The 12,839-nt window shown below is 30.8% G+C and carries 10 protein-coding genes; 7 read left to right on the top strand and 3 right to left on the bottom strand.

Going from position 1 to position 12,839, the window contains the following annotated elements; all coding sequences use genetic code 11:
* Positions 1-24 precede the first annotated feature (24 nt).
* The gene (locus AC6EJB_RS04590; protein ID WP_498492532.1) at positions 25-1,098 is read right to left on the bottom strand and encodes an efflux RND transporter periplasmic adaptor subunit; all 1,074 of its coding nucleotides are present in this window, start codon (positions 1,096-1,098) and stop codon (positions 25-27) included.
* A 166-nt stretch (positions 1,099-1,264) separates the two neighbouring features.
* Here AC6EJB_RS04590 and ychF point away from each other — a divergent pair, with 166 nt between their 5' ends.
* Positions 1,265-2,356: a redox-regulated ATPase YchF gene (gene ychF / locus AC6EJB_RS04585; protein ID WP_498492531.1), complete on the top strand. Its 1,092-nt coding sequence runs from the start codon at positions 1,265-1,267 to the stop codon at positions 2,354-2,356.
* A gap of 211 nt (positions 2,357-2,567) precedes the next feature.
* On the opposite strand, the gene AC6EJB_RS04580 is transcribed toward ychF, so the two are convergent.
* Complete coding sequence (locus AC6EJB_RS04580) at positions 2,568-3,074, bottom strand: hypothetical protein (protein WP_498492530.1); 507 nt, start codon at positions 3,072-3,074, stop codon at positions 2,568-2,570.
* Positions 3,075-3,730: 656 nt separating this feature from the next.
* Here AC6EJB_RS04580 and AC6EJB_RS04575 point away from each other — a divergent pair.
* Positions 3,731-5,200: a tetratricopeptide repeat protein gene (locus AC6EJB_RS04575; RefSeq protein WP_498492529.1), complete on the top strand. Its 1,470-nt coding sequence runs from the start codon at positions 3,731-3,733 to the stop codon at positions 5,198-5,200.
* Between the two features lie 780 nt (positions 5,201-5,980).
* Positions 5,981-7,417: a 50S ribosomal protein L11 methyltransferase gene (locus tag AC6EJB_RS04570; RefSeq protein WP_498492528.1), complete on the top strand. Its 1,437-nt coding sequence runs from the start codon at positions 5,981-5,983 to the stop codon at positions 7,415-7,417.
* A gap of 510 nt (positions 7,418-7,927) precedes the next feature.
* Here AC6EJB_RS04570 and AC6EJB_RS04565 read toward each other — a convergent pair.
* Positions 7,928-8,194, bottom strand: coding sequence for a hypothetical protein (locus AC6EJB_RS04565; RefSeq protein WP_498492527.1), 267 nt, complete (start codon positions 8,192-8,194; stop codon positions 7,928-7,930).
* 609 nt (positions 8,195-8,803) lie between these two features.
* On the opposite strand from AC6EJB_RS04565, the gene AC6EJB_RS04560 reads away from it, so the two are divergent.
* The 4 genes from AC6EJB_RS04560 (at position 8,804) to AC6EJB_RS04545 (ending at position 12,687) form a co-directional block, all read left to right on the top strand.
* The gene (locus AC6EJB_RS04560) at positions 8,804-9,274 is read left to right on the top strand and encodes a hypothetical protein (RefSeq protein ID WP_498492526.1); all 471 of its coding nucleotides are present in this window, start codon (positions 8,804-8,806) and stop codon (positions 9,272-9,274) included.
* 102 nt (positions 9,275-9,376) lie between these two features.
* Complete coding sequence (locus tag AC6EJB_RS04555) at positions 9,377-10,240, top strand: hypothetical protein (protein ID WP_498492525.1); 864 nt, start codon at positions 9,377-9,379, stop codon at positions 10,238-10,240.
* 31 nt (positions 10,241-10,271) lie between these two features.
* Positions 10,272-10,706: a hypothetical protein gene (locus tag AC6EJB_RS04550; protein ID WP_498492524.1), complete on the top strand. Its 435-nt coding sequence runs from the start codon at positions 10,272-10,274 to the stop codon at positions 10,704-10,706.
* Between the two features lie 406 nt (positions 10,707-11,112).
* Positions 11,113-12,687, top strand: coding sequence for a tetratricopeptide repeat protein (locus AC6EJB_RS04545; RefSeq protein ID WP_498492523.1), 1,575 nt, complete (start codon positions 11,113-11,115; stop codon positions 12,685-12,687).
* The last annotated feature ends 152 nt before the right edge of the window (positions 12,688-12,839 follow it).

Below are 12,839 nucleotides of genomic sequence, written 5' to 3'. Positions count from 1 at the left end.
AACATTCATGATGAGATTAATCTATTAATTTTTTCTTTTTTTAGCCCAAGGAGGAAGATCAATAAAAACTTTCTCTCCTGGTTCTAATCCAGATATTATTGCAGTCTTACTACCGCTACTTGTCCCTAATTCAACTTTTTTAAATGTTGGTTGATTGTTATTTCCAACTACAAGAACTCCAGCTTTGCCGTCTTCCGTAACTATTGCTACAGTTGGAATAAGCGTACTTATTTTGGTTGCTCCTGTTTCAAAGTTAATATCAGAAGTCATTCCTAGCCTTAAGTCTTCGGGCTTATTCGGTAACAACAACGTAACTTCAAATGAAGTTACGTTGTTGTTTTTGATTGCACTTGGAGAGATTTTGGAAACAAATGCTTTAAAACGCTTATCAGGAAAAGCATCAACTCTAATAGTTGCTTCTTGATCTGTTTTGATTCTTCCAATATCACTTTCAGGAACTTTCGCTACTATTTCAAGACCTTGAGAAAGTTTGACTATTGATGAGCTTGTTGCCCCCCCCTCTCTTGATGAAGAAGCGGAAGTGGTAGGCGTTACGAATGCACCAGGCACAGCATATCTGCTTGTTATTACTCCTTTAAATGGTGCTCTTATTTTTAGCTCATTCTCTTCGACTTCTATTTGTTTAAATTTAGCTTCGCTTCTTAAAAATCTATTTTTATATTCTTCATACTCTTCTGCACTTATAGCACCTTCATCAAAGAGCATCTTCCTTCTGAGATAACTCGCTTTTTGAGTCTCATAATTAGCTTTTATTTCGTCAATTCTAAATTCCAAGTCTCCGAAATCCATTTTTGCAATTAAATCTCCTTTCTTAACCTGATCTCCTTCCTCTACGAAAATTTCATCAAGGATCCCTTGTCTTTTTGGGCTTACATTGACGCTTTTATTTGCTTTTAATTCGCCACTTGCTGTTATCAAACCAGGCAAACTGCCGCTTTCAGCTGAAATAGTAAATTCAGTTATGTCTTTGTTGGATCCATTTCCTTGTGAAAGTTTAAAACTAATTCCACCTACACTTAATACCGAAAGTGCGATGATGACTATAATTTTTTTCTTTTTAAAGTTTTTCCAAATCATTTTGTGCAAATCAAGTTCTCAAGAGTTTTAGAGGTTTTTATGATGTAAAGAAAAAGCTTAAAAACTTTCCTTTGGAGATTTATAACTATATTTTCGCTGTTAAAGGGCACTATTGGGTTTAATTTAGTCAAATTAATCAGCTGGCGTCTTTCAAAGACCCATTTAAATGCTTAAGGCCGGAATTGTTGGACTGCCAAATGTTGGAAAGTCTACATTGTTTAATGCTCTTGTCGCGAATGCTCAAGCTCAAGCAGCAAACTTTCCTTTTTGTACGATTGAACCCAATGTAGGCTCTGTATCAGTGCCAGATCAACGTTTGAATTTGCTTGGTGAACTAAGTAAGAGTAACCAAATCATTCCAACTAGAATAGAGTTTGTTGATATTGCCGGTCTTGTTAAGGGAGCAAGTAAAGGTGAGGGGCTTGGTAATAAATTCTTAGCCAATATAAGGGAGGTGGATGCAATAGTTCATGTGATTAGGTGCTTTGACGATGATGATGTTATTCATGTTTCTGGATCAGTAGACCCATCAAGAGATATTGAGATAATAAATTTAGAATTGGCATTATCTGATTTAAATCAGATAGAAAAACGTAGAACTAGATTAAAAAAACAAATAAGTAATAATAAGGAAGCAAAGTTAGAAGATGAGGTGTTGGAAAAATTAAGCGAAGCCCTAGAAAATGAAAATGCAGTTAGGAGTCTTTCATTAAGTGATGAAGAAAAAAAATTAATTAAACCCTTAGGCTTATTAACGGAAAAACCAATTATTTATGCAACTAATCTTGGTGAAGATGAACTTGCGAAGGGTAATTCCTTTTCAGAAGAAGTAAATACACTGGCAACAAAAGAAGGTTCTGAATGTGTGAAGATTTCAGCTCAAGTTGAAGCAGAGTTGATTGAATTGGGAGAGGAGGAGAGAGATGATTATTTAAATGGCTTAGGAGTTGAAGAAGGAGGTTTAATTAGTCTTATTAAAGCAACATATAGACTGCTGGGTTTAAGCACATATTTCACTACTGGAGAAAAAGAAACAAAAGCTTGGACTATTTCTGATGGGATGACAGCTCCTCAAGCCGCTGGAGTTATTCATACGGATTTTGAAAAGGGATTTATTCGAGCTCAAACAATTTCATATAAAAAACTACTTGAAGCAGGATCTTTGTCGGAAGCTAGAAACAAAGGTTGGCTAAGAAGTGAAGGAAAAGAATATGTAGTGAATGAGGGAGATGTGATGGAGTTTTTATTCAACGTCTAGCAGACTAGTCATACCAAGGGTTCTCAAATATCATGTTAGAACAAATTCTAACTTTTGTTCTAACATTTTTCTTGGTTTCTAGGTATATATGACTATATCGACAACTATTGTTGAGACGATTGAGACAGTTTAATAAGTTGCTTTGTCAGTAATAATCTTCAGTAGCTATTTCAAGAGAAAGAATCAATCATGCAAGTATTAGACGTTTCATTTATTTGATTCTTGGCCTTCTCTTTCTTATCCATAAATACCATGTAAGCCAAAGTGGTGGTCCGAAAATGAATAAAATCAAGATGGCAGGTAAAGCCCAATCCCACACTGTAGGTATTTGGGACACCTTGCGACAGAAGGTCCCAAAAATTGTGAATGAGCAATTTTTAGCCATTTGATTGAAGCCCCAAGCCATCAACCCAGCGAAAGAAATTGAGACTGATATCAGTACCCAAGCAAGAGAAATAATCAAATTTGCAACCAATCGAGCAAATTTATTTCTTCTAAGAAATAGTCGAAAATTATTGATTAAATTAGGTTTTTGAGAGAGATTACTCTCCAATTCGAGATCGTATCTTTTCGTGTATTTTCGATTTTGATCTTGAGCACGACTCCTCTCTAACCCAGGGTCATATCCTTTAGCTTTTTTACGATCTTGAGCACGACTCCTTTCCAAGCCAGGATCGTATCCATTCGCTTTTTGGGGATCTTGAGAATTACTACTCATTCCCAACCTCTTTATCAATTAATGATTTGAGCTCTTTTTGGGAATACATTTTTTTATATCGAGCTATTTTTTAATTAATAGTTTGATTCAATATGTCTAGCTGACACTAAATTGTCTAGTTTTATAAATAGCTGGAATAACCAAGAAGAAAAAAGAATGAGGTCGACCCTCGTGATTGTCTCAATTTTGTCTCTTGGCGTTAATTTGAGATTGTTCTAACTTGTTCTAACAAATTGGCGATTTGGTCTAACACGGATTTTTGCTTGTAATCAACTGGTATAACTTGTCTGCATGGAGTTTTTATTCAACGTGTAAGCGTCCAGTTTTAGCAAATGTTCTCAAAGGTTAGAAGAGGTTCTATTCTAACTTCTTCGTGTTTGGGTCTAAGCTTTTACTCTGACTTTTTGAGACGAAAAAGTTGGGTTTTGAGAAATAAATGTTTCATTGAGTAGGTTGAAAATCTTTTCAAATTGTGATTTATATTTGTTTCAATTAATCCAACCCTGATGTCAACAGAAATTATCTAGAGCTTATATGCTTTTTGAAAGAGATCTCAAAAAAAGACTATCTGTTTTTATTATCGAATGAAAATCAACTTGAAAGTTTAAGAAAGCTATAGTAATACTAAAATTTTATTAATTTAATGAATATGGAATATGGAAAAATTAACTAAGGAAGGACCAGAAGACAGACAATTTTCTGGAATAAGAATATTCACAGTTCCAAATTCTTTAGATGAAACTAAAGAAAATATTTCTATTAGTACTATTGGACAAGTAAAACCATCTAAAAAAGAAATAGTTAATCAAGCTATAAAGTACCATTTACAAGGAAATATTTTACAAGCAAGAAAACATTATCAATATGTTATTGAATTAGGTTTTAATGATCCCATTGTTTTTTCTAATTATGGACTGATACTTAGAGATCAAGGAAAAACAAAGGAATCAGAATACCTATTGCGTAAGGCAATTGAACTTAAACCTGATTTCGCAGCTCCATATTCTAATTTAGGGGAAATGTTAATTAGTCTTGATAGATTTAGTGAAGCAGAAAGACTATTACGTAATGCAATAATTCTTAATCCTAATAACATACAGTCACTTAATAATTTAGCTATTTTACTGTTGAATAAGGGTGAAAATGATTTAGCGCTAAAATATTTTTATCGATGTGTAGAGTTAACTAGAGTGAAAAGGAGTGAAAAATCTAACGATTATAGGTTCCTCAAGATTAGTAAAGCAAAAATAGATCATGATATTGAACAATTTGAATATTTAGCATCGCAGAATTGTGTAACTAAAAATTTTAATGAACTTGCTACTATTTACAAAAGAGTTGACGCTGAAATTAGTTGGCCATCTGAAACAAAATTAATTGATTTAACTGGTAAATATCTAACACTTCTAAAAGATAGTTATAATCGTTTAATACATAAAGTTGAGGTGACAAGAATTGAGAAGGGAGCTGTTAATAGTAATTTAGATTTCGAAAGAATTACCAATGATTATTTTGAACATGAGTTTGGGTTAACTTGTATTGATAATTTCTTAACAACTGAAGCTTTAGAATCTCTCAGAAAATTTTTTCTTGGAAGTACAATTTGGTTTGACGTAAAAGGCGGAGGGTACTTAGGAGCTTATCTTAATGAAGGTTTAGCCAATCCACTTATTCTTCAAATAGCAGAAGAGCTAAGAAGGAAATTTCCAGAAATTTTGCAGTCTTATCCCATAAAACAAATTTGGGCATTTAAGTATGACAGTCGTGCAATGAGAGAGACTTCTTTATTAGGCGGAACTGGTGTTCACGCGGATCAAGCTGCTGTAAATTTAAATTTTTGGATTACTTCGAATGAAGCTAATTTAAATCCTGATTCAGGGGGTATTATTGTTTACGAAGTTGAGGCACCAAAGGAATGGGAATTTAATACCTACAATCAAGATGGGAAAAAAATGAAGGCTCACCTAAAAAAAAGGAATGGGAATAAAAAAATTTTTCCTCATAAATCGAATCGGGCAGTTTTGTTTAATTCAAATTTGTTTCATGAAACTGATACCTATGAATTTAAAGAAGGATATGAAAATCGTCGAATTAACGTCACTATGCTTTTTGGCAATAGAAATTGATAAGGCTTCTCTAAGAGATTTTCTAGAATTTCGCTATAAACAAATTAGATATTTAAAGTGATTTACGATGGGATTTATTTTTTAATTTATGATGTTTTAACTTGCTTTTAGTTTGAATGACTTTAAAAACTGTGATCAGAGAGAGTCATAGTTAGGATTGATTTTTCAGATCGCAATCCATATCTGAAAATATTTGACTTTAATTTGTTCTAACTTTCTTAAGTCTATTCTAACTTACTTATAATCCTGTTTTTCGCTGTAATCGCTCGCTTTCACTTGTCCGATATAAGCTTTATGCAACTTCTGGGAATTTATTCGTGCCAAGGTTCTTGTAATAATTCTTTCCTAAAGGATTTGGAAGACAGCTCAAACTAAGGTACTCGTCGTGTTTAGCAGGCATCAAAAATTGTCTAGCTTTTCTATTTTTTTATAGTTTAAGGAAAAAAATAAAGCAAAATTAATTTTACACACTGCAATTTTATATTTATTCTGATTTAGTAAGCCTTTATTTAAGAGATTTTGTCCTTATTTTCTTATTGGTCAAAGCTATATCAATATCACCTAGATTTAATTAGAAAACTCTTCTTGGTCCAAAGTGATTGTTTTCAGCTTTTGCATGAGGTGCAAAGATTAATTCACCATTTACGATAGGAAATAATAATCGTCTCATTTTTGTTCAGCACTCGCTTTTATATCGATACTAGAAACGAAAGTTGGCATAGTGATATAAGATATATAAGCTAGTTTTAGAGGTTCATATTAAGTACTAGCATGAATAGGATGGGTGAGAGTGAGCTAGAAAAAAGCATGGTTAATGAAATAACTACTTTCCCAGTTGAATTTTCTTTAGAAGAACTGGCAGAGAATATTTCTTTTTATAGTAATAGCGTCATCAAACTATCTAAAGAACAAATAGTTAGTCAGGGAATTAAATTTCATTCAAAAGGAAATATTTTTGAAGCAGCAAAGTATTATCAATTATTTATTGATAGAGGTTATTCTGATCCACAAATTTTTTCTAATTTTGCAGTTATTAAAAATCAATTTGGTGAGAGAAATAAAGCAATTGAGTTATTAAAGAAATCTATTCGATTATTTCCATATAATAGTGAGTCTTATTCTAACTTAAGTATCTTATTAAAAGATTGTGGTAAATTAGCTGAAGCAGAAATATATGCGCGCAAAGCTATTGAATTAAAACCAGATTTCGGAATAGCCTATTCTAATTTGGGAATAATATTAAAAGATCTTGGGAAATTTAAAGAAGCAAAGTTTTATTCAATTAAAGCTCTTGAGCTGGATTCAAATATTATCAAAGCGAAATTAAATATGGAGGCTATTGCTAAGAAAGGTGTACCTGAATGGCATTTATCAATGATGAATGATGTTGAACGAAACAATAAATATATGGAGGCAATAAAACTTGCTGTTAAAGAAAATGAATATGTATTAGATATTGGCACTGGGTCTGGATTGCTTTCTATGATGGCTATAGATGCTGGAGCAAAAAAGGTAATAACATGCGAAGTCTCTCAGCCAATAGCTGAGGCTGCAAAAAATATAATTCAAAAAAATGGTTTCTTGCATAAAATAAAAGTAATAAATAAAAATTCGAAAAATTTAGTTATTGGAAATGATCTCCCTCGAAAAGCTGATTTGATAATCTCTGAAATTCTTTCATCCGAATTTGTTGGAGAACAAATCTTATCAACCATATCTGATGCTAATGAAAGATTACTTAAAGAAAATGGCAGGATGATACCTGAATCGGGAATCATTAAATGTGCTTTATTGAAATGTAATAAAGATATAGAAAATAAGGTTCGTGTTGGGAGAGTAAATGGGTATGATTTGTCTGAATTTAATAATATTACAGGGAACAAGTTTAATCTACCCAATTCTTCTTTTATACCTTCATTTCTAAGTCAACCTGAAATTGCTTTTTGTTTTGATTTCTATCAAAATGATATTTTAAAAAAACAAAATAAAATACTTCAAATTAAAGCAACGGATAGTGGAGTTTGTATAGGAATAATAACTTGGTTTAAGTTAAATCTTTATAATGATATATCTTTAGAGAATGATAAAAGTCAGAATTCTCACTGGCTAAAACCAATATATACTTTCAATACTCCATTAGAGATATCAAAAGGTCAAATTATAAAAATTAATGCTTATTTAACTGAAGATAATGTATGGTTTGATTTGGCTGATTAAGGTAGAGAATTTTCTAATTTGATCTTCAGCGGAAGAATTTTCAAAAAAGAAAATAATTTAAGTATGAGTATGCTGTAGCTCTTGCTTTCGTTTTGTGTTATGTAGAAAAACTTTTTAGAAATTATCTACAATTATCATTTCATAAGTCAAAAATTAAACTCTAAAGAAATCAGAGTCTTAAGAGGTTAGATTGATACTAATCGTTTTTAGTAATCTTTCCCCTCATAATAAGCTTATAAATAAATCCTATCAAGCTTGCGCTGAATCGACCAAATGGATTTGAGAGTGATAAGCACTTATCAAGGTAATTAATTTCCTCATTCCTATAATTTATTAAACTAGTTTCTCCGCGTTGAATTAGAGTCCTTATGACAATTTTATGCATATGGTTATATATAGGATATGTATTATTATATCTCAAATAATATTCTAGATCATGCAGCTTTTTAGTACTATGATTTAGAGTTTTATTATAAAAAAGCTTTAATGATTCTGAGTATAAAAACATAACTAGCTTGGATGAAATTTTTTATATAATTGATTTTCAGATAATTCTATTCCAAAACAAACTACGTTATCGAAGTCTCCATTAGAATGCATGTCTGTCATATAATTCTTTATTTCTGATTCATCAATGTCTAATCCAAAACTTGAAGAGTATTCTTTTAATGTCTTCATTGCTCCTGTATGATCAAATAAGAATTGCTCACAAATTTCTGATAATACTTCACTCTTTAAATCTTTAATCATTTTTTTAAATTGATTAATATTACTCATTAGTTTAAAGTCGAAGTTATTTTATTATTAATTGAGATAATAAAAAGTTGCAAAGCAATTATCACTACCTAAGGTAATAAGATAGGTGCTATTGATGAAACATATGAGACATTTTCATGTTCTATTAGATATGTGTATCTGGAGGTATTTGTGTGTTTAGATTGTAATTTAGAATCCAATCACGAATATTCATTCATACGTTGAAAAAGTAATGTTAAATAAAGTAAATAATCTATTCACTTTTATAAGGGGTAAGCCAGCAACCTTTAAAGCAGCTACTCCAAAGCAATCGCAGTATTAAAAAGTTTCATATTTTATTCTTTATCAAGTCGTATTGACTTGCATGTCTTGCATATATGGGTACATACCCATTTTAGCTAGCTGTTCTTGAATATTTAGTTTTCCTTTGGATAATTCAGCGATCTTTCTTCCCTTTCTATCTTCTGATAAGCAGCTAATGCTTATTTTTTAATCAGGAAGAAGTATTCAGTCGTCGTTAATATTAAATCTAATAACTTTTATTTTTAGCCTAATTATTAAATTTACTACCCAAACTATTTTTGCTAGCATATTCGTTGCTATCATTAGTTTTTTATATTTAAATTTTCTATGAATATTAGCCACAAACTAAGATTTATAATCTCTACCTCAATAATTTTGATTTTTTCTTTTTATGGATTGCCTAGAAAAACAATAGCTGGTACACATAAGGCAATCTGTTCTTTTTACACTGATTATAATCCTTGTAGGGTTACTATTTCAGATACACATATTGAGGCTAATCTTCCTACTGATTATTTATATGTTGACAAAACAAATTTTCTTGACTTAAAGGTTTATGAAGATCTTGGAAAATCCTCAAATATAGTTGTAGGAACGGTTTCTACACTTCTTTTAGGACCTGTAGGATTGCTAGGATTTTTGGTAACAAAGAAATCAGGAACCATTGATTATGGTGTATCTTTTAAGAACAGCAGAGGTCGCAAGAAAACGGCTTTTATTAGATTCAAAAATATGAAAGCGGCAGCAAAAATGGGAGAAGAGTTGCCTATCCTTTTAGAAAATATTGCAGGAGATTGATATTATCTACCTCTAATTTTTTAAAAGTTTTAATATATTTTATTTCGACTTCATTATTAATACATGCTGTTGTATCCTTTTGCTAAATTTAAATTTTATCAAGTGAATACTCCCAGAAAAGCTATCTCTTTGGCATTGTCTTTTGGATTTATACCTTTTATGTTTGGTTGCTCAACTAGTACTACTACTAAAGTTGTTGAGAGAGATCCCTGTGAAGCAGAAGCATCTGAAGTTATTTTAAAGGCCAAAGCAATTAGTGAAGGTTCAAAGGAGACGCTAAGAGGTATTAGGTATCACACCAAAAGGAAAGTTGTATTGATGCCAGTAACAAGTGCATCAGGTTCTGCGGCATCTCCTTATGGAGTTCCTATCCCTGGAGCAGGTGCTGATCTTTCAGGTTTTGCTACTGAGATCATGAATCAATCATTTAGGAATGAAGGGATAAAAACAGTTGCTTGGTTTAAGGTATCTAAAAAATTAAAAGAATTATTGGCCAGTCAGAACAATAGCCAGCAACAGATGATGATGAATATGTATCGCCAACAAGGTTCCATAGTGAATGATGAAAATTTAAATGAAGTTATTCAAGTTGCTAAAGATTTTTCTGCTTGTTACGTTGTAAGACCTGTTATCTTGAAATCTTCTAATACTAGTAATACAAAGACCTCATATAATCCTGTAGGCCTTGCTTTAGGTTTTGGTGGTTTGGCAGGCTCCACGAAAACAACAAGTAATGCTGAGATTGACCTGAAAATTGATATTATTAGTACAAGAGAAGAAGATATTATTGCTTCAAAAACCTTTTCTGGAAGAAGTGCTTTAGTTAGTAAAGATAGGGCAAATGTATTAGATGGCATTACAGGATCAAGTATCTTTAGTGGTGGATCGCAAACTGATCAAACTAGAATTGCATTTTATGACACTATCGATAAGATAGTTGAATTTTTAGAAGACAAAATGCTGTAAAATTTAAATTTAATAAATTAATTATTTATTCATGAAAAATAAACTGATTTCTGCAATTTTTTTTGCATTAAATCTAATTATGATTCCCAATATGAAATCTGCTGAGGAGTATTTAGATTTACAATGCCTTTCAGATATAAATACAAAATATCCTTGTAATGTTAGTTTTTATAATAGATTCATGAAGCTTAATTTCCCTAGTTCTGGAAGATCAAATAAAATTAGATATTCGAATATAGTCCATTGGAATTATTCTGACTCAAGCTTAAGAAAAATGAATGCAGCTCTTGCTGCTAGAATAGGGATTGTTGGATTATTATTTACTAAAATTGAACATCAACATATATTTACTATCGTTTATAAAGATGAATTTGATGATAGAAAAGTTGCAATACTTGATTTTGACAATAAAGAATATGTTTTGCCTATTAAAGCGGCATTATCTGAAGTAACAGAAGTGGAATAGTCTTATAATCAAATTTTTTTAATTATAAGAAATAAAATCATATTTTGAGATGTATTATTTTTAAGGACATTCCATCACTATATAGATCTAAAGAATAATAATCTTAAAAAACTCTTCAACTTTTTGTGGTTTGGTCTTATATAAAAAGTTATTGATTTTACTTTTAGATGTATTCAGCTGAGAGTAGTTTATAAAGTTTCTCGATCGTTTAGTTGATTTTTATATTTCTCTTTTTTTTTAATTCCTTGTGAAGATGAATTTTACTTTTTGCTGGTTTAGAGAATCTTAAATTATTTAATTTTTTTTTTTAGTTATTTATTATTTGTTTGCCTTTTTGTCAGTCAAAATCGAATTAGACTAGAGTTTAAAGTTTAGGTGTATGATTTGTATATTAACGATTATATCAATGAGTGTAGAAAAAATTGCTGGTAATGAAAATATGAACAATAAAGTCAATGAAATAATGACATTTCCAGTTCCTTATACTTTAAAAGAGATTAAAGAAAAAATTATCAATGTTAATTCTGAATCTAAGCCTTCCAAAGATCAAATTATTAATCAAGCATTAAGGTCTCATTCTCAGGGAAATATTTCTGAAGCATCGAAATATTATCAACATTTTATCAATGTAGGATTTATTGATTATAGGGTTTTTTGTAACTATGGGTCAATTTTAAGAAGTCTTGGCAAGCTAAAAGAAGCTGAATTATTACTTCGCAAGGCAATTAAACTAAAGCCTGATTTTGCAAGTGCTTATTATAATCTAGGAAATGTATTAAAAGAGCTTGGCAATTTAAAAGATGCAGAAATGGCGCATCGTAAAGCTATTAAATTTAATCCTAACTATGCAGAGGCATATTCTAATTTAGGGAATATATTGAAAAATCTTGGCCAATTAAAAGATGCAGAAAAGTGTTACCTTAAAGCAATAGAACTTAAACCTGATTTTGCTAAAGCACATGGAAGCTTAGGTTTGATTTTTCTCGAAAAAAGTGAATTTGATTTATCCTTAAAACATTTTTCTGAAAGTGCATTGTTACTTAGTGCGCAAACAAATCACAAATCTGCTGAAAACAGGTTTAAAAGAATTAGTTACGCAAAAATCCAACATGATATTGAGCAATTTGAGTACTTAGCATCAATAGGCATCAAGCCTAAAAAGTTTATAGATCTTGCAACTCTTTATAGGAAAATTGCTGAAGAAGTTAATTGGCCATCTGAAACTGAATTAATTGTTTTAAGTAATGAACAACAAAATTATATAAAAGATACTTACAACCGTTTGTTACATGTTATGGAGGCCCCGAGAATAAAAGATGGTGCGGTTAACAAATCCTTAAATGTTGATGAGATTACTAATAATTACTATGAACATGATTTTGGATTAACTTATATTGATGATTTTTTATCCTTAGAAGCAATAGATTCACTTCGTAATTTCTTACTTGGTAGTACAATCTGGTTTAATATTAGACATAATGGATATCTTGGGGCCTTTTTGGGAGATGGATTTTCTAATCCTTTAATTATTCAAATAGCAGATGAACTAAGACAAAGATTTCCACTAATATTTAAGGATTATCCTATAAATCATATATGGGCTTTCAAATATGATAGCCGTGCTAAAGATGCTAATTCATCTCTCAAAGGTATTAATGCTCATGCTGACTTTGCAGCAGTCAATGTGAATTTTTGGATTACTCCAAGGGAAGCTAATTTAAATCCAAATTCTGGTGGCTTAATTATTTATGATGTCGAAGCCCCAAAAGAATGGGATTTTAAAACTTATAATAATGATCAGCAAAAAATTCAAGAGGAACTAAAAAAGAGTAAAGGAAATATAAAAGTTATTCCTCATAACGAAAATCGTGCTGTTATCTTCAATTCTAATTTATTTCATCAAACTGATACCTATCACTTTAAAGAAGGGTATGAGAATCGTAGGATTAATGTGACTATTTTGTTTGGGCGAAGAAGTTAATGATAGTTATTTTTTTTTAATTCTACTTTCTCCTTATGTTCGTCTGATTGTTCAATAGTATACTTTTTAGTTCTCAAACTATTTTTTCTTTGGAATTAAAATTTTATCTAGTAAGAATGACGTTTGGATGGTTTTTTCCTAAAGAATTCTTA

The organism is Prochlorococcus sp. G4PB17 (assembly GCF_059772445.1).
The sequence above is the reverse complement of the archived record's forward strand: the minus strand, read 5'-3'. Positions and strand labels throughout refer to the sequence as shown.

What these genes read in the sequence shown, in the direction of transcription:
- AC6EJB_RS04580 (WP_498492530.1), bottom strand. Translation starts at nt 3,074, where the DNA reads ATGAGTAGTAATTCTCAAGATCCCCAAAAAGCGAATGGATACGATCCT.
- AC6EJB_RS04545 (WP_498492523.1), top strand. Translation starts at nt 11,113, where the DNA reads ATGAGTGTAGAAAAAATTGCTGGTAATGAAAATATGAACAATAAAGTC.
- AC6EJB_RS04560 (WP_498492526.1), top strand. Translation starts at nt 8,804, where the DNA reads ATGAATATTAGCCACAAACTAAGATTTATAATCTCTACCTCAATAATT.
- AC6EJB_RS04570 (WP_498492528.1), top strand. Translation starts at nt 5,981, where the DNA reads ATGGGTGAGAGTGAGCTAGAAAAAAGCATGGTTAATGAAATAACTACT.
- AC6EJB_RS04575 (WP_498492529.1), top strand. Translation starts at nt 3,731, where the DNA reads ATGGAAAAATTAACTAAGGAAGGACCAGAAGACAGACAATTTTCTGGA.
- AC6EJB_RS04590 (WP_498492532.1), bottom strand. Translation starts at nt 1,098, where the DNA reads ATGATTTGGAAAAACTTTAAAAAGAAAAAAATTATAGTCATCATCGCA.
- ychF (WP_498492531.1), top strand. Translation starts at nt 1,265, where the DNA reads ATGCTTAAGGCCGGAATTGTTGGACTGCCAAATGTTGGAAAGTCTACA.
- AC6EJB_RS04565 (WP_498492527.1), bottom strand. Translation starts at nt 8,194, where the DNA reads ATGAGTAATATTAATCAATTTAAAAAAATGATTAAAGATTTAAAGAGT.
- AC6EJB_RS04550 (WP_498492524.1), top strand. Translation starts at nt 10,272, where the DNA reads ATGAAAAATAAACTGATTTCTGCAATTTTTTTTGCATTAAATCTAATT.